13 protein-coding genes are annotated in these 17,505 nt (G+C 62.7%); 8 read left to right on the forward strand and 5 right to left on the reverse strand.

From position 1 onward, the window contains the following. Nucleotides 1-267: 267 nt before the first annotated feature. The 3 genes from ACZM96_RS05765 to ACZM96_RS05775 all read right to left on the reverse strand — a co-directional run bounded on the left by ACZM96_RS05765 (nucleotide 268) and on the right by ACZM96_RS05775 (nucleotide 3,529). Nucleotides 268-636 carry a VOC family protein gene (locus tag ACZM96_RS05765; RefSeq protein WP_489487881.1) on the reverse strand — a complete coding sequence of 123 codons (369 nt, stop codon included), beginning with the start codon at nucleotides 634-636 and terminating at the stop codon, nucleotides 268-270. Nucleotides 637-855: 219 nt separating this feature from the next. Further along, nucleotides 856-2,175, reverse strand: a complete 1,320-nt coding sequence (locus tag ACZM96_RS05770) for a homoserine dehydrogenase (protein WP_489487882.1) — start codon at nucleotides 2,173-2,175, stop codon at nucleotides 856-858. A gap of 178 nt (nucleotides 2,176-2,353) precedes the next feature. Continuing rightward, nucleotides 2,354-3,529 (reverse strand): aminotransferase class I/II-fold pyridoxal phosphate-dependent enzyme, encoded by a 1,176-nt coding sequence (locus tag ACZM96_RS05775; RefSeq protein WP_294487111.1) that lies wholly within the window; start codon nucleotides 3,527-3,529, stop codon nucleotides 2,354-2,356. Nucleotides 3,530-3,849: 320 nt separating this feature from the next. On the opposite strand from ACZM96_RS05775, the gene recD2 reads away from it, so the two are divergent. The 7 genes from recD2 (at nucleotide 3,850) to recJ (ending at nucleotide 12,831) form a co-directional block, all read left to right on the forward strand. Further along, nucleotides 3,850-6,114, forward strand: coding sequence for an SF1B family DNA helicase RecD2 (gene recD2 / locus ACZM96_RS05780; RefSeq protein WP_489487890.1), 2,265 nt, complete (start codon nucleotides 3,850-3,852; stop codon nucleotides 6,112-6,114). Then, on the forward strand, nucleotides 6,111-7,490 hold the full coding sequence (locus ACZM96_RS05785) for an NlpC/P60 family N-terminal domain-containing protein (RefSeq protein ID WP_489487883.1): 1,380 nt from the start codon (nucleotides 6,111-6,113) through the stop codon (nucleotides 7,488-7,490). The genes recD2 and ACZM96_RS05785 overlap by 4 nt, the downstream gene beginning before the upstream one ends. Before the next feature lie 2 nt (nucleotides 7,491-7,492). Then, the gene (locus tag ACZM96_RS05790; RefSeq protein ID WP_489487884.1) at nucleotides 7,493-8,836 is read left to right on the forward strand and encodes a MiaB/RimO family radical SAM methylthiotransferase; all 1,344 of its coding nucleotides are present in this window, start codon (nucleotides 7,493-7,495) and stop codon (nucleotides 8,834-8,836) included. Nucleotide 8,837: 1 nt separating this feature from the next. Beyond that, nucleotides 8,838-9,716 (forward strand): YicC/YloC family endoribonuclease, encoded by an 879-nt coding sequence (locus ACZM96_RS05795; protein ID WP_489487885.1) that lies wholly within the window; start codon nucleotides 8,838-8,840, stop codon nucleotides 9,714-9,716. A gap of 2 nt (nucleotides 9,717-9,718) precedes the next feature. Further along, entirely contained in the window at nucleotides 9,719-10,006 is a 288-nt protein-coding gene (locus tag ACZM96_RS05800; protein WP_294487120.1) for a DUF370 domain-containing protein, read from the forward strand. After that, nucleotides 10,003-10,644, forward strand: coding sequence for a guanylate kinase (gene gmk / locus ACZM96_RS05805; protein WP_489487886.1), 642 nt, complete (start codon nucleotides 10,003-10,005; stop codon nucleotides 10,642-10,644). Before ACZM96_RS05800 ends, gmk begins: the two co-directional genes overlap by 4 nt. A gap of 465 nt (nucleotides 10,645-11,109) precedes the next feature. Next, entirely contained in the window at nucleotides 11,110-12,831 is a 1,722-nt protein-coding gene (recJ, locus tag ACZM96_RS05810) for a single-stranded-DNA-specific exonuclease RecJ (RefSeq protein ID WP_489487887.1), read from the forward strand. An 814-nt stretch (nucleotides 12,832-13,645) separates the two neighbouring features. Here recJ and greA read toward each other — a convergent pair. Continuing rightward, nucleotides 13,646-14,125 carry a transcription elongation factor GreA gene (gene greA / locus ACZM96_RS05815; protein WP_294487126.1) on the reverse strand — a complete coding sequence of 160 codons (480 nt, stop codon included), beginning with the start codon at nucleotides 14,123-14,125 and terminating at the stop codon, nucleotides 13,646-13,648. A gap of 325 nt (nucleotides 14,126-14,450) precedes the next feature. On the opposite strand from greA, the gene ettA reads away from it, so the two are divergent. Continuing rightward, entirely contained in the window at nucleotides 14,451-16,136 is a 1,686-nt protein-coding gene (gene ettA, locus ACZM96_RS05820) for an energy-dependent translational throttle protein EttA (RefSeq protein WP_489487888.1), read from the forward strand. A 175-nt stretch (nucleotides 16,137-16,311) separates the two neighbouring features. Here the strand turns inward: ettA and ACZM96_RS05825 are convergent. Beyond that, on the reverse strand, nucleotides 16,312-17,505 hold a 1,194-nt coding region (locus tag ACZM96_RS05825), incomplete at its 5' end, for a metallophosphoesterase (RefSeq protein WP_489487889.1).

Genomic DNA, 17,505 nt, shown 5'->3' on the forward strand with positions numbered 1-17,505 from the left:
ATAACGTCTGCAACAGATGAAGTCTGTTGTATGGCTATTTCAAAATATTTGAAATCCCGAGCATGTTGAGCTCAGCTCGACACCATTGACGATCGTTTAATATAAAGAACGACCGCCCGAAAAGCAGCATGCTCGGAGCGGTCGTTCTTGCCGTATCTTAAAGATGATTGCGGATTTCAGACTTGGGAAGCGACGACAGGCCGGAAGGCGCGGCCAAGCCGGATCTTCATGCTCCATACCCCGGACGTCTGGAAGGCCGCGCGTGCGTCAGACTTCGGCGCCGACGCGCATGAGCTCGAAGGTGACGCCCTGCGGTCCGGCCACAAAGGAGCAGTTGTCGCTCGCCTTGTTGATCAGCTTGCAGCCGAATTCGTTGACGAGCGTTTCCGCCATGACGTTGGGATCGTCCACGCGGACGCCGATGTGATTGATGCCGCAGGCGGAACCGTTGGGCATGGGGGCGTCGGCAGGAATTTTCTTGAGGAAGATCTGCACGCCGGTGAGCGTGACGACGGCGCCGTCGGCTCCGCCGAATTTGCGGAAGCGGACGAATTCCGCGCCGAATGCTTTGGTCCAGAATGCAATCATGGCGTCAAGGTCGGTGCAGCAAAGATGGACATGATCGAAAGAAGTCATGGCATGCCTCGATGTTAGAGCGTTGTGACGGAGAACGGAGAAAGGATGTGCGCGAGAGGGCGCGCGTTCTGCGTTCTGTCGTTTTGCCGTGCCCGCGTCGGCGGGAGCGGAATGTCTATCCGGCGGGCGTTGTTCCTGAAGACGCAGCGGCGTTCGTTGAGAGAAAAGACGCCGAATGTTCGCCGGTTCGGAGTCGGCGACGCCTGAGGACGGTCGGACTCAGGCTCCCTCCGCCTCGTTTCCGCTGAAGGCAAGAATGCGGAAGCAGGTGGCGGGCACGAGCAGGGTTCCGTCTTCGTGGAGAATGCGGGTGGCCTTCTTGATGGCCCGGCCGGTGGTATCGTGCGTCATGAGCACGAGGGAAACGCAGTCGTCGCGGGTGGCCGCCTTCTGGATGAGCTGGGCGAAGCTGATGCCTTCCTTGGCGAACACGGTGGCGATGTCGCGCAGCACGCCGGGGGTGTCGCGCACGGTGGCGCGCACGTACCAGGGGCTTTCCGCCTCGTCGGAAGGAAGAATTTCGGCGTCGGGCAGGGTGTGAACGAAGCCGGTGTTGGCTTCGGAGCTGTTCACGTCGTCGCGGCGGGCCAGCGCCAGCAGATCGCCGAGCACGGCGCTGGCCGTGGGGCGGCTGCCCGCGCCGAGGCCGTGCAGGAACAGCGAGCCGACGGCGTTGCCTTCAATGCGCACGGCGTTGTAGGCGCCGTTCACCCGGGCAAGGAGCATGGAGTGATGCACGAGCGCGGGGAACACGCCGGCTTCGATTTTGCCGTTTTCGTCGCGGGCCTGACCGATGAGCTTGATGCGGTAGCCGAACTCGCGGGCGAACTGGATGTCCAGCGGATTGAGGCCGCGGATGCCCTCGATGGAGAGCTGAGAGAAATCGTAGTGGACGCCCCAGGCCAGTCGGATGAGCAGCACCAGCTTGTGGGCGGCGTCCTGACCGTCGATGTCCAGCGAGGGATCGGCTTCGGCAAGGCCGAGGTCCTGCGCTTCCTTGAGCGCGGTGGGGAAGTCGAAGCCGTGACTGTTCATTTCGGAAAGAATATAGTTGGACGTGCCGTTCAGGATGCCCATCACCGAGGTGATGTGATTGCCGGCAAGGCTGTCGCGCAGGGTCTGAATGACGGGAATGGCGCCCGCGGAACTGGCTTCGTAGCCGATGGCGACGTTTTTCCTTGCGGCGAGCGAGAAGATTTCCCGGCCGTATTCGGCAAGCAGCGCCTTGTTGGCCGTGACGACGGACTTGCCGTTTTCCATGGAGCGCAGAATCAGTTCCCGGGCCGTGGTAGTTCCGCCCATGAGCTCCACGACCACCTGAATGTCGGGGTCGTCGGCGAGGGACAGGGCGTTGTCGGTGAGAACGACGCCTGCGGGCAGATCGCGCTTTTTGGCGAGATTGTGGACGGCCACCGCCTTGATCGTAATTTCGCGGCCGGTTCTGCGCAGAATTTCGTCGTGATTCTTTTGCAGCATTTCCACGAGGCCGCTGCCGACCGTACCGAGGCCGGCGATACCGATGCAAAGGTTCTGAGACATGCAAGCTCCAAAGGAGGAAAGAGGTTGTGCCGGAAGTGCCGACGGCGGATTTTTCCGGTGTTGCGGGGGCCTGGCGGTTGGCGGCCCGGCCGTCCGGAGTATCCGCCGGGGGCCGGCGTGATGTCAAACGGCGCTCAAAGACGGGCGCACATGCTTCGCCCGTCTTTGAGCGGAGGGATCAGCCTTCCTGAAGCACCTTTTTGATGCCCTGAAGGGCCTGTCTGGTGCGTTTCTGGTTTTCGATGAGGGCAAAGCGCACGTATTCGTCGCCCATCTGTCCGAATCCGATGCCCGGCTGCACGGCCACATGGCCCTTCTGCAGCAGCAGCTTGGAAAATTCCATGGAGCCCATGGCGCGGAACGGTTCGGGAATGCGGCCCCACGCGAACATGGTGGCCTTGGGCGGCGTGATGGGCCAGCCTATGCGGTTGAGGCCCGCGCAGAGCACGTCGCGGCGCTTGCGGTATTCGTCGCAGATTTTTTCCACGGCGTCGCGCGGGGCGTTGAGGCCCACGGTGGCCGCAATCTGGATGGGCTGGAAGATGCCGTAGTCGAGATAGCTCTTGATGCGGGTGAGAATGTGGACGAGGTCGCGGTTGCCGAGGCAGAAGCCCATGCGCCATCCGGCCATGGAGTAGCCCTTGGTCATGGAATAGAATTCCACGCCCACGTCTTCCGCGCCCTTGGCCTGCAGGAAGCTCGGGGCCTTGTAGCCGTCGTAGCACAGATCGGCGTAGGCCATGTCGTGGATGACCCACATTTTGTGTTCCTTGGCGAATTCCACGATGCGCTCGAAGAAGGGCAGATCCACGACCTGCGTGGTGGGGTTCTGCGGATAGCTGATGATGAGCAGCTTGGGCTTGGGCCAGGTCTGCTTGGTGGCGGTGAGCAGATCTTCAAAGAAGTCGCGGTCTTCGGCCACGGGAATGCGGCGCACGTCGGCCCCGCAGATGACGGGGGCGTACACGTGGATGGGATAGGTGGGGTCGGGCGCGAACACGACGTCGCCGGGATTCAGCATGGCGAGGCACAGATGGGCGAGCCCCTCCTTGGAACCGATGGTGGCAATGGCCTGCGTTTCGGGATCGAGATGCACGTCGTAGCGGCGGGCGTAGAGATCGCAGATGGCCTTGCGCAGATTCGGAATGCCGCGGGAAACGGAATAGCGGTGATTCACGGGCTTGCGGGCCGCTTCGCACAGTTTGTCCACGATGAATTTGGGCGTCGGCAGATCGGGATTGCCCATGGACAGGTCAACAATGTCGATGTTCTGCTGGCGGAGCTGCTTCTTGATGTCTCCCACAACGGCGAAGGCGTAGGGAGGGAGACGGTCTATCCTCGAAAATTCGGGCATACTGTCCTCACAGTACGGAAAAAGCCAGGCCGGGCCGTGCGTTTTCCCGGGAGCGCTGGCATGACGCTTCCGGGCTGCCTCGACGCAGTCTGAACTGCTGAGGATTACTGGCATGCCGGGCGCTTGCGCGGCATACGGCGGGGTGCAGACCTTGGACGATGCCGGGGACGCGCTGGCATGACGCGCACCCGACGGAGTCTGCCTTGATGATATTTCCTGTTTATAGTAGTACATCAAGGGAGTTGTAAAGAGGCCGGCATGAGGGCTGCCCGGCTTTTCTTTTTCTATAACAGAGCCCGTGGCGGAAAAATATGGAACAGATGGATATGCTGACCCAGGAAGGCGCCGACAGCCCGGAGGAATTTTCCGGCACGCTGGAGCGCGTGATCTTCCACAACGCGGAAAACGGCTGGACGGTATTCCGGCTCCGCGTGGAGGGACGGGAAGATCCGGTGGCCGTGGTGGGCAGCATGTCGTCGCCGCAGCCCGGCGCCCGGCTGCGCGTGAAGGGCCGCTGGATCAAGCATCCGAAGTTCGGCCGTCAGATACAGATGACCTCGTTCGAGGAAGAGCTGCCCGCCACCGAAGAGGGAATACGGCTTTTTCTCGCGTCCGGCTGCATCAAGGGCATAGGGCCGAAGTGGGCCGACCGCATCGTGGCGCACTTCGGCGCAAGCACGCTCGACGTCATGGATCACGACCCCGAGCGCATGCTCGAACTGCCCCGTTTCGGCAAAAAGCGCCTGGAAGCCATGAAGGCCTCCTGGGCGGAGCATCAGGGCATCCGCGAGCTCATGATTTTTCTTCAGCCCCACGGCGTCACGGCCGGACTTTCGGTGCGCATCTATCGTCAGTACGGCGCGCAGGCGCTGGCCGTGGTGCGCGAGAATCCCTACCGCCTGGCCATGGACATTCACGGCATAGGCTTCACCACGGCGGACGCGCTGGCCCGCAAGCTCGGCTTCGACGAATCAAGTCCTCTACGGGCCGAGGCAGGCGTGCTGTATCTGCTTATGCGCCTCACGGAAGACGGGCACGTGTACTATCCGCGCAATCTGCTGGTGGACGAGGCCGTGCAGAAGCTCTCCATTCCCCCGGAAATGGCGGACGAGGCCGTGTCCGATCTTGAGCGCGAGGAGCGCGTGGTCATCGAGGATCTCGGCGATCACGAAGGCGTGTACCTCACGCGCAACTACATTTATGAATCGAAGATAGCCTTCTACATGCACAGGCTGCTGCATTCGCCGAAGTCCGTGCGCATTCCTGAGCCGAAAAAGCTGGTGAAGCGGGTCATTTCCGCCATGCCCATGGAGCTTGCCGAAGAGCAGAAGCAGGCCGTCTATACGGCCGCGACATCCAAGGTCATGGTGCTCACCGGCGGCCCCGGCACGGGCAAGACCACCATTCTGAACGCCATCATCAAGGTGTTTCAGGAAGCCAGGGCGCGCATTCTGCTGGCCGCGCCCACGGGCCGCGCCGCCAAGCGCATGTCCGAGGCGAGCGGCATGGAGGCCCGGACCATTCATCGGCTGCTGGAGTACAGTCCTTCGGAAGACGGCTTCAACCGCAACGAAAACAATCCTCTCGCGTGCGGACTGCTGGTGGTGGACGAGGCTTCCATGATGGATACCATGCTCATGTATCATCTGGTGAAGGCCGCGCCCGTGGGAGCCACGTTCATTCTGGTGGGCGACGTGAATCAGCTCCCCTCCGTGGGGCCGGGCAACGTGCTGCGCGACGTCATCGCGTCGGGCGCGGTGCCCGTGGTGGAGCTTCTGGAAGTGTTCCGCCAGGCCGCGGAAAGCGACATCATCTGCAACGCGCATCTCATCAACAAGGGCGAGCTGCCGGAACTGCATCAGCGGGCGGGCCAGAAAACGGACTTCTACTTCTTCAAGCAGGACGATCCCGAGGCCGCCGCCGATCTCGTGGTGGATCTCGTGCGCGACCGCATTCCCCGCAAGTTCGGCTTTCACACGGAAGACATTCAGGTGCTCTCGCCCATGCTGCGCGGAGCCGTGGGCGTGAACAGTCTGAACCGCCGCCTTCAGGACGCCGTGAATCCGCAGCCGACGTCTCTGGTGCGGGGCGAGAGACAGTTCCGCCTGAACGACCGGGTCATGCAGGTGCGCAACAACTACGACAAGGACGTGTTCAACGGCGATACCGGAACCATCATTTATCTGGACGCCGAGGAGCGCGAAGTGACCGTGCGTTTCGACGACCGCAACGTGAACTATCTCTGGGAGGAAATGGACGAGCTTGTTCCGGCCTACGCCATTTCCATTCACAAGTCGCAGGGCGGCGAGTATCCGGTGGTGGTCATTCCGCTCATGATGCAGCATTTCATGCTTCTGCAGCGCAACCTGGTGTACACCGCGGTGACGCGCGGACGTAAAATGGTGGTGCTGGTGGGCGAATGGCGGGCGCTGGCCATAGCGGTGAAGAACAATCACATCCGCAGACGTTATACCTGGCTGGCGCATCGGCTGGCCGGCAGCGAAGGATCGGTGCATGCCGACATGCTGCCCGAAATGGGATCTTCCTCCGGACGCCGCGCGGGAAAGGACGTGAAAACATCATGACAGTGACGTACGATTGGAAAAGGGGCGTGTTCGGCGCAAGGGCCGCGCTGCTGGGTCTTGTGCTTTCCGGAGCGGTGGCCGCTGCGGGCTGCGCGCCGCAGCCGAAGATGCCCGTGCAGCCGCAGAATGCCGCGGGCGAGGTGCGGGACGTGAACGTGATTCCCCAGAATCTGGCGCTTTTTGCCGGACAGGCCGGAGGAAACGCGCTTCTGCGCTCGCAGGCGGCCGCGGATGAGGACATGCAGGCTTTCCGCCGGAGATTCTTTGCGCCCTGGGATTCGGGCAAACTTTCGCGCGCCACGCTGCGCGAGTTCGAGGCCGTGCTGAACTGGGCTCCCGGCAAGCGCGGATACGCGGAAAATCTGCGTCCGTGGAGCGATGCCGCCTGGGAAAAGATGCGCTACAACGCCGCGCTGGACGAGGCGTCCGGCCCGGGGCGTCCGGCCATTGCCGTGAGGACTGCGGATCTTCGCCTGGCTCCCACCGTGAAGCCCCGCTTCGCCCGTGTGGAGGGCGCAGGGCAGGGCTGGCCTTTCGACGATTTTCAGCAGAGTTCCGTGGCCGTGGGCACGCCGCTCATGGCGTATCACGCGAGCCGCGACGGAGCATGGATTCTGGTGCAGAGTCCCATGGCCTGGGGCTGGGTGCAGGCGGACAGCGTGGCCTTTGCCGACGAGTCCTTCTGTGCTTTGTGGAAGAGCGCGCCGCTGGAAGCCGTGGTGCGGGAAGGCGTTTCTCTGAAAAACGGCAGCGCGTTTCTTGCGCTCGCGAACATCGGCACGGTGCTCCCCGTCGAGGGCGGACGGACGCTGGTTCCGGCGCGAGGCTCCGACGCTTCGGCGAAGATTGTTTCCGTGATTCTGGAGCCCGGCGCGGCGCTGCCCATGCCGCAGCCGCTTACCGCGCAGGCCGTGGCCGCCATAGGCGACCGCATGATGGGCGAAAATTACGGCTGGGGCGGCATGTACGGCAACAGGGACTGCTCGGCCATGATGCGCGACCTGTTCGCGCCTTTCGGCATCTGGCTGCCCCGCAATTCCGCGGCGCAGGCCAAATTCGGCGATCTTCACAGCCTTCAGGGCATGAGCGCCTCCGCCAAGATCGAGGCCATCGAGCGCGGAGCGGAGCCGTTCCGCACGCTGCTCTGGCTGCCCGGTCACATCGGACTCTATGTGGGGCGCTTTGAAGGTCAGCCCGTGTTCTTCCACGACATCTGGGGCGTGCGCAGTAGGCTGCTCGACGGGCGCGAAGGACGCATTATTCTCGGCAGAGCCGTGATTACCGGCGTGCGGCCCGGCAGCGAGAGAAGCGACGTGGATCCCAAGGGCCTGCTCATCGAAAGGATGCGCGGCTACTCCATCATCGGCGGACGGTAGGCATGGAAAAGACGTTTAAATTTTATACCATTACCTACGGCTGCCGCGTGAACCAGTACGAAACGCAGGCCATCCGCGAATGGTGGCAGAGTCTCGGCGGCACGGAAATAGACGATCCGGCCGAGGCGGACGTGGTGCTGGTGGACTCCTGCGCCGTGACGGCGCAGGCCGTGAGCGACGCCAGGCAGATGACGCGCAAAATAGGCCGCCTCAATCCGCATGCGCGCATTTTTGCCGCGGGCTGCGCGTCTTCGGCGGAGCCTGCCGATTTTGCCCTGCCGGGAGTGGCCGCCGTGATTCCGCAGAAGGACAAGTTCGTGCTTTTGCGCGGCCATCCTCTGGACATGACCGACTTCACCGTGCCGGAAGAGGGAAGACCGCGCTTTGCGCCGTTTTCCATCAGTTCGTTCCGGCGGGCAAGGCCCGTGGTCAAGGTGCAGGACGGCTGTTCGCAGGGCTGCGCCTACTGCATCATTCCGCTCACGCGCGGCCCGGCGCGCAGCCGTTCCGTGGATGACATTCTGGCCGAAACGCGGCGTCTTCTGGATGCCGGATACCGGGAAATCATGATTTCCGGCGTGAATCTGCGTCAGTTCCATGCGGACGGGCAGGACGGCCGCAATTTCTGGACGCTGCTGCGCCGCATGGACGCGGAATTTTCGCCGGAATGGCAGGGCAGGGCGCGTTTTCGCCTGAGCTCGCTTGATCCGGCGCAGGTGACGGACGAGGCCTGTCTGGAAACGCTGGAAGGCTGCCGCATGGTGTGTCCGCATCTGCATCTGTCGCTGCAGAGCGGGAGCATGGCCGTGCTTCAGCGTATGGGGCGCTCGCCCTATTCTCCGCAGAGCGTGGCCGAGGCCGTGGAAAAGATGCGTCGCTTCTGGCCGGTGATGGGGCTCGGCGCCGACATCCTCATGGGCTTTCCCGGCGAAACCGAGGAAGAAACGGAGGAAACGCTGGACATGCTGCGGGCGCTGCCCATGACCTACGCCCACGTGTTTCCCTACTCCGAGCGCCCCGGCACCCGCGCCGCGGCATTGAAGCAGCTGCCCAAAAAGGTGCGCCAGCAGCACGCGGCGAGAGTGCGCGCGCTCATGGCGGAAAAGCACGCGCGCTTTCTTGAGGAGCAGCTTGCGCAGTCCGTGATGCGGGTGGCCTTCGACAGCGCCGACGCCCGCCACGGGAACAATGAATGGTACGCCGACTGCCGCATGGAAGACGATGTTGCGGCGTGCAGAGGCGATCATGAACTTGTCTGCGCGCAGCCCGTGCGCGTGGAAGGAAATTTGATTATCGTACGCCCCGCAGGGGAAGAAACCCTCACGACCCACCCATCAGGAGAATGATATGCCGCTTCGCAGCATGACGGGCTTCGGCCGTTTTCAGCAGGACAACGGCGACGTGGTCCAGACCTGGGAGATACGCAGCGTCAACAGCCGTTTTCTCGACCTCAAGTGGAAGCTTCCGCCGCAGGCCCGCAACATGGAGGCCCGCTTTGAAAAGATCGTGCGTCGCTTCGCCTCGCGCGGGCGCGTGGAAATTTCGCTGAATCTGCAGTTTTCCGGCGTGTCGCGCGTGAGCTTCGACGCGGCGCAGGCATCGGCCATGCTGGATGCGGTGAAGGCATTCGCGTCGTCGCGCGGGGATATCTTCGACGTGGATTACATGGCGCTCATGCAGCTTTCGCCGCTCTGGACGTCGGGCGGGGAAGAAGACGACGAGGCGCTGTTCGACACACTGTCCGCCGGGCTTGAAGGTGCGCTTGCGGACTGGAACGAGGCCCGCGAGACCGAGGCCGTGGCGCTTTCGCGCGATCTGGAAGCCAGGTTCAGCCGCATGGCGGAGTGGATTTCGGCAATTGAGGAACGGGCTCCCGAGGTCAAGGCCGCCCGCTTCGAGCAGGTGCGTGAACGCCTGACCGACATGCTGAACTCGCTCGGCGGAGAACTGGAGGAAAACCGTTTTCTTCAGGAAGTTGTCATTCTGGCCGACAAGCTGGACGTGACGGAAGAACTCATTCGCCTGCATTCCCATCTCGTGCGTCTGGCCTCGCTCATGGAGAGCGGCGAAGACGCGGGGCGCAAGCTGGACTTCACGCTTCAGGAGAGTTTCCGCGAGATCAACACCTGCGGCAACAAGATTCAGGACGCGCAGGTCTCCCGCATCGTGGTGGACTGCAAGAACGAGCTTGAGAAGTGCCGCGAACAGGTGCAGAACCTGGAGTAGCCATGGCACGTCAGCAGCTTGTCAACGTAGGGTTCGGCAACTATGTTCTGGCTTCCCGCGTGGTGGCCATTGTGAACCCTCTTTCCTCGCCCATGCGACGTCTGCGCGACGACGCCCGTGCCGAAGGGCGTCTGGTGGACGTTTCCCAGGGGCGCAAGACCAGAGCCATTCTGGTTACTGATTCCAATCATGTTATACTTTCCGCCATTTCCGCGGACACGCTCGGGCAGCGCTTTGCGTCGCAGAGCGGCGCGGACGGCTCCGATGATGAAGTTGAGGATGATATATGAAGACTGATTTCGGCCCCCGCCGCGGCCTGCCTTTTGTCATATGCGCGCCTTCCGGCACGGGAAAGACTACGCTTGTGAGCCGCCTGACCGCGGAATTTCCCCTGGAGTTTTCCATTTCCTGCACGACCAGAGCCCCGCGCGGCACCGAGAAGGACGGCGTGGACTACATTTTCCTTGATCGGGAAACGTTCGTGAAGCGCAGGGAAGAGGGGTATTTTGCCGAATGGGCCGAGGTTCACGGCAATTTTTACGGCACGCCGCTCCAGCCCGTGCGCGACCGTCTGGCCCTCGGCAAGGATATGCTGTTCGACATCGACGTGCAGGGCGCGGCGCAGCTTTCCCTTTCTCTGCCCGAAGCGCGCTTCGTGTTCATTCTGCCGCCGTCCATGGAGGAGCTGGAACGACGCCTGCGCGGCCGCGGCACCGACAGCGAGGAAGCCATACGCATCCGCCTGTCCAACGCGCGCACGGAAATCATGAGCAGTCACTGGTTCGACGCCATCATCGTGAACGACGATCTCGAAAAGGCCTACGATCAGCTCCGTTCCTTTTATCTGGCCTCCACGCTTCAGCCTTCGCTCAAGCCTCAGCTGGCGCGGAGCATCTGCGGCACGCAGGCCGCCGGCGGCAAAGCCTGAGAATCGCGCCGAACCTGCAACAACGCTTGCGGCAAGAGCGCTGCAGGTTCGGCGGAAAAGCTGATTTGCCGTGAAACAGATGAGTTCCGACTTGAGCCGCGGAACGCTTGTGCCCCGGGCCGGGCGTTTCTTGCGGGCGGGGCCGGTGCTTCGTTTGCCCGGACAAGACAATGCGGACTCCGGGGCAACGCGACCGTGTGGCGGACGCCGGGGCGCTTTCAAAGGCCAGAGCGTGGCGCAGCGCTGAAACGCGCGCCGGGGCCGGGCGTCGCCCGTGCTCCAGAGCGCAGCACGTTTTGAGGCAACGAGGCGCCTTCGCGCACCGTGAGGTCGCCTTGGAAATTTTTGTCATGAATTGTGAGCCTGCCGCATGGCGGGCGTATGCGTCCTCCGGGTGAGGGCATCATCCTTTTATCGCGGGAGAGCTCGGTACAGCACGACGACGCCCGGCAGAGTGGACAGCCTATGAGCAAGAACTGGATATTCCGTACACGCAGGGACGGCGCTTCCGTTCCGGTTTCCTTTTACGATGCGGCCGAACGCTGCGGCATTTCTCCCCGTCTGGCGGAGCTGCTCTGGCTGCGCGGCGTCGAACGGGCGGATCAGCTGTCGGAATATCTTTCTCCCGGGCTTCGTCACCTGGCCAGACCGGAACTGTGGCCCGGCATGAAAAAGGCCGCAAAGGTACTGGCGGACGGGCTTCGCGCAGGAAAAAAGCTGGCCATCTGGGGCGATTACGACGCCGACGGCGTAACCAGCACCGCGCTGGTGCTTCAGGTGCTCGGGCATCACGGCTTTGAGGCGCTGTGGCATCTGCCCGACAGGCGGGAAGAAGGCTACGGCATGAACGCGAAGGGCGTGGAAAAGCTCGCAGAGCAGGGCGCTTCCATGCTGCTCACCGTGGACTGCGGCATTTCCGACAGATCGGCCATTGCGAGGGCCCGCGAACTCGGCATGGACGTGGTGGTGGCCGACCATCATCTTCCCCCCGAGGATCTTCCCGACGCCACGGTGCTGTGCAATCCCAAGCTGGCGGACTGCCCCTGCGCGTCGCTGGCGGGCGTGGGCGTGACGTTCTTTCTCATGGCGGAACTCAATGCGCGTCTGGCCGAGGGTGGCGCGCCGCGCATGGACATGCGCCGCACGCTGGATCTGGTGGCTCTCGGCACGCTGGCCGATCTTGTGGAGCTTGAGGGGCAGAACCGCATACTTGTGAAGAACGGACTGCTCGTGCTGGCCGAAGCCAAAAGACCGGGCATTTCCGAACTCAAAGTGGTGAGCGGCTACGCGCCGCTGGCCAGTCTCGGCGCGGGACAGGTGATATTCAGCCTTGCGCCGCGCATCAATGCGGCCGGACGCGTGGCCTCGGCGGAAACGGCGCTTGCGCTGCTGTGCGCGAAGGACGCCGACAGCGCGGCGGATCTCGCCCGTGCGCTGGACGGGTACAATACCCAGCGCCGTCAGGAAGAGGAACGCATTACCGAAGAAGCCATGATGCAGGCCGAGGCGGCGCTGAACGAACCGGCGCTGGTCATTGCCGGCCGGGACTGGAATCAGGGCGTCATCGGCATTGTGGCGTCGCGTCTGGTGGAAAAGTACCACAAGCCCACTCTGGTGCTGTGCGCCGACGGCGACACGCTCAAGGGCTCGGGGCGCTCCATCAGCGGTTTTGATCTGCATGCGGGACTTGCCCGGTGCGCGGAAGAGCTGCTGACCTTCGGCGGTCATCGCATGGCCGCAGGCGTGCGCGTGCTGCCGGAAAAGTTGGACGCGTTCCGCAGGCGCTTCACGAGCGTGGTTCGGGAGGAGCTCGGCAGCGATCCCGTTCCTGCGGTGCAGCTCATCGACGGCGAGCTCGACTTCAAGGCGGCCACGAATTTCATTTTCCTCAAGGAACTGGAAATGATGCAGCCGTTCGGCGTGGGGAATCCCGAGCCGGTGTTCCAGTCGCCGCCGCTTCTGGTGAAACGGCGCAGGCTGTTCGGACCGCAGAAGAATCATGTGCTTCTGGAGCTGACCGACGAGAGCTGCGACATCACGCTTCAGGCCAAGGCCTGGCGTCAGGCGGAGCAGTTCCCGGCCGATCTGGAAGGGCGGCGCATCGTGCTGGCCTACAGCCCGGGCATAGACATGTACAACGGCGCGGCCAGCGTGGACGTGCGCATCAAGGATTGGAAGCTGGCCTGACGCGCAGGGCGGATGCCGTATTTGCGCGGTGCTCCGGCTCTGCCGGAGCAGGGCTTGGACGCCTCTGCGGTCCGAAAGCCTGACCGGTGTGCAGCGGAAATAGTCCGGGAGCCTGGGCCGAGCTGTGGCATCAATCGTCCGGGAGAGCGGGCCGGAGGGAAAGCTTCCGGCGTCAATGTTGAGCGTCTGTTGTGCGTCGTTGTGAGGTGCGCCCACGACTGGCAGCGCACGATTCTTGTGTTGCGGAACATATTTGAAAATTAATTTCAATAACTGGCGACAACAACAGTAATTCCTGCGGAGTCGTTTCGCAGGTCGGCCCGCAGAACGGCGCGGGGAAAGAACCGCACAGGGAAAGAAGGACGCGAAGGAAGAGTGGCGGCACGGCATGCCGTGCCGAGAGGAAGTCGGATTTCTCACGGCATTGAGGCGTACTTCCCGGAGCGGACCGGCTCGTCAGCGTCGTCGGCAAGAGGGCAGCGGAGGCATCCGCAGGATCGCCCCGACGGGGCTGCCGTGCAACGGGAGGGCGGCAAGAGAGAAGAGCCAGGCGGACGCGCGTCTCTGGGGAATCGCAGGGGAAGCTTGCCGCCGGTTCAGCCGGGAGACGTTTCAGGCGCGGAAGGCCGAACCCCATGCCGCAAGGAGCTGCCGCGCATGCCGGATCGTGCCGGAAAAGGCGCAGGCTTTGGCGTCGGCTTTGCTCCGAAGCGCAGGGCGCAGAATGCCGCGGGCTCACGCGGAAAGGCGCGTTGCCGGATAAAAAAGGCTCCCGCCGGAGCAGGAGCCTTTCGGAATGCCGGTGGTCGGGTGCTTAGTCGCGCACGCCGTGGAACTCGATATTGGTGATTTCGTAGGTCACGCGGCCGCGGGGAATGTCGATGGTGACCTCGTCGCCCACCTCGTGACCGAGCAGAGCGCGGCCCACGGGGGAGTTGATGGAGATGGAGCCCTTGGCGAAGTCGGCTTCGTCGGGACCGAGCAGGGTGAACTGACGTTCCTCGTCGGTGTCCACATCGACCACATGCACGGTAGCGCCGAAAATGATCTTGTCGCTGTGGATCGTATCAAGGTCGATGACAGTGTACTGCGGAAGCTGGGACTCGATGTAGTTGATGCGGGCTTCCAGAAAACCCTGGCGTTCGCGGGCCGCGTCATAGCCGGCGTTTTCCTTCAGGTCGCCTTCTTCACGGGCTTCCTTGATGGCCTGAATGACGATGGGCCGCTCCTTCTTGAGCGCTTCGAGTTCTTTTTCCAGCTTCTTGTAGCCCTGTACGGAAATAGGCGTGCTCATGGCAGGTACCTTCAAACAAAAGTGATATGCAAAAAAAAGAGGCCCAACTTCTTGAAAGGGAGGTTGTCACTTCCAGAAAAGCGGGGCATCAGGAAATGCTTTCTTTGCAATATAGGCCCGGCGGATGGTGAAGTCAACCCCGGAGCCGCTTTTCGGGTGTTCCGCGGGAGTGTGCGGGATGCATGAGTCTTTTGGGCGTGGCGGCGTTGTCGTCGGGCCCCGGGGATTTTATGCTGGACAAGTTGTCGGGCTTCTGCGAGAATGAAAGTTCTATTGTTCTGTTGCCCGGATCCTTCCGGGCGATAAAAAACTTCATGGAACTGCTATGGCAAACGATAATCAGCCGGACAAAGTCATTTATTCGATGAACCGCGTGACCAAGCGTCATGGTCAGCGGGAAGTCCTCAAGGATATTTCGCTCGGCTACTTCTACGGCGCGAAGATCGGCGTGCTCGGCCTGAACGGCGCGGGCAAGTCCTCGCTGCTCAAGATCATGGCCGGCGTGGACAAGGCCTTCGACGGCGACGTGGTGGTCGCGCCGGGCTACACCATCGGGTACCTTGAGCAGGAACCGCTGGTGGACGAAACGCGCACCGTGCGCGAAGTGGTGGAAGAGGGCGTGCAGGAAGTCGTGGATCTTGTGAAGGAATTCAACGAGATCAACGAGAAGTTCGCCGACCCCGACGCGGACATGGACGCGCTTATTGAGCGTCAGGCCAAGGTGCAGGAAAAGATGGACGCCCTGAACGCGTGGGATCTGGATTCCCGCCTGGAAATGGCCATGGACGCGCTGCGCTGCCCGACCGGCGACACGCCCGTGTCGGTGGTGTCCGGCGGCGAACGCCGCCGCGTGGCCCTGTGCCGCCTGCTTCTTCAGAACCCCGACATTCTTCTGCTCGACGAACCGACCAACCATCTGGACGCCGAATCCGTGGCGTGGCTGGAACGGTATCTGCAGAGCTTCCCCGGCACGGTCATCGCCGTGACTCACGACCGTTATTTTCTCGATCACGTGGCCGGCTGGATTCTGGAACTCGACCGCGGCCGCGGCATTCCGTGGAAGGGCAACTATTCCTCCTGGCTGGAACAGAAGGAAAAGCGTCTCGCCCTTGAGGAAAAGGCCGACAACGAACGCCGCAAGACGCTCGCCCGCGAACTGGAATGGATTCACATGTCGCCCAAGGGGCGTCATGCCAAGGGCAAGGCGCGCATCAACGCCTACGAGGCCATGCTGAGCCATGAGAGCGAGCGCCTCGCGCCCGATCTGGAAATCTACATTCCGCCGGGACCGCGCCTCGGCAAGTCGGTCATCGAGGCGAAGGATCTGTGCAAGAGCATGGGCGACAAGGTGCTTGTGGAAAACGCGAATTTCCTTGTGCAGCCCGGCGCCATCGTGGGCATCATCGGCCCCAACGGCGCGGGCAAGACCACGCTGTTCAGAATGCTTGTGGGCGAGGAAAAGCCCGATTCCGGCACGCTCAATATCGGCGAAACCGTGAAGTTCGGCTATGTCGATCAGAACCGCGCCTCGCTGGAACCCGGCAAGACCGTGTACGAGATCATCAGCGGCGGCAACGACTTCATCAAGCTCGGCGGCCGCGACGTGAACGCCCGCGCCTACTGCTCGCGCTTCAACTTCCAGGGCGGCGATCAGCAGAAGAAGGTGGACGTGCTTTCCGGCGGCGAGCGCAACCGCGTGCATCTGGCCTGCATGCTCAAGTCCGGGGCCAACGTGCTGCTGCTCGACGAACCCACCAACGACATCGACGTGAACACCATGCGCGCCCTTGAAGACGCGCTGGAGAACTTTGCCGGATGCGTGCTCGTCATCAGCCACGACCGCTGGTTCCTCGACCGCATCGCCACCCACATTCTCGCCTTTGAGGATGAAGGGCAGGTCACGTTCTTTGAAGGCAACTTCTCCGAATACGAAGAGGATCGCCGCAAGAGACTCGGCAAGGACGCGGACACCCCGCACCGCATGAAGTACCGCAGACTTACCCGTCAGTAGTTTGCGGCGCGGCGGCAACGCGCATCATGAATGACAGGGAGGCAGTCTTCGGGCTGCCTCCTTTCGTTTTTCCCCTTGCAGAAACGCAGTCTCCCGCCTGACGGGAGTAAAAAAGGAGGGGAAACATCCCCTCCTTTTCCATGCAAGGCATAAAAGCGCCGGGCGGCGCGTCGGATCAGCCGCCGAGCTTTCCGCGGTAGGACGGCTTCTGCGGCGCGACGGGTTCGGCGCAGCGCAGCGTGAGCAGCGTGATTTCGGCGCCCACGCCGAGGCGCATGGGCACGTAGCCCCACATGCCCGTGCCGGGGCTGACGTAGAGCGACATGGAGCCCGTTCTGTAGAGCCCGGATCGGAAGCCGCTGTTCAGGCGGGAAACCAGCGGGAAGAGGAAGAAGAACTGTCCGCCGTGGGTGTGGCCGGAAAGCTGAAGGTGACAGCCGAGGGCGGCGTTCTGTTCGGCGTGGCCGGGCCGGTGGGACATGAGAATGCGCAGCCCCTTGCCCGCGCCTTCCAGAGCCTTTCTCGGATCGGGCGCGCCCATGGACTCGTCGAGACTGCGGAAAAGCACGGCGCAGGGATCGGTGACACCGGCAATGACCACGTTTCTGCCGTTGACCGTGTATTCCTTGTGTTCGTTGAGCAGCACGGTGAGTCCCCAGTCGCGCCAGGTGTTCACCCAGGCGCGCAGGCCGGAGTAGTAGTCGTGGTTGCCCACGCTGAGGGCCACGCCGTAGCGGGCCTTCAGGGCGGTGACGGGGCGCAGCAGCTCGCCTATGCGTTCGGGCTTGCCGTCGGCAAGGTCGCCGGTGATGAGAATGAAGTCCGGGTTGAGCGCGTTGGTGCGGCGCACGACTTCTTCGAGCCATTTCCCGGTGAAGGTGGAGCCGATGTGCAGGTCGCTCAGATGCGCGATGGTCAGGCCGTCGAGATCCTGCGGCAGACCCGGCAGGGGCACGTCCACTTTTTTGACGCCGGGCACGGTCAGGGCGCGGGCCATGCCTACGGCGGCGGCCGCAATGCTGGCCGCAAGCATGATGAGTTCGGCAGGCACGGAGAGCAGCACGGAGAACACGGCGTTTTTGATGCCGTACTCGTCGGGCGCGAAGAGGAAGACGACGAAGGTCGTCAGCAGAATGGCGTCGCGCAGCAGCACGAGCCACGAGAGCACCATGAACGATGAGGAAATGAAGCCTCCGGCCCGCACCAGCGAAAACGGCAGATCCGGCCGCCAGGTGATGAGCACGCGCATGCCCGTGATGGTCTGGGAAACGATGAGAAGCAGAATGGTGAGCGGAATTCTCCAGCTCATGGGAACAGGATCATGCCAGAGCAGACTGAACGACATGTAGGCGGCTGCGGCGAGCATGAG

The organism is Mailhella sp., assembly GCF_057866825.1.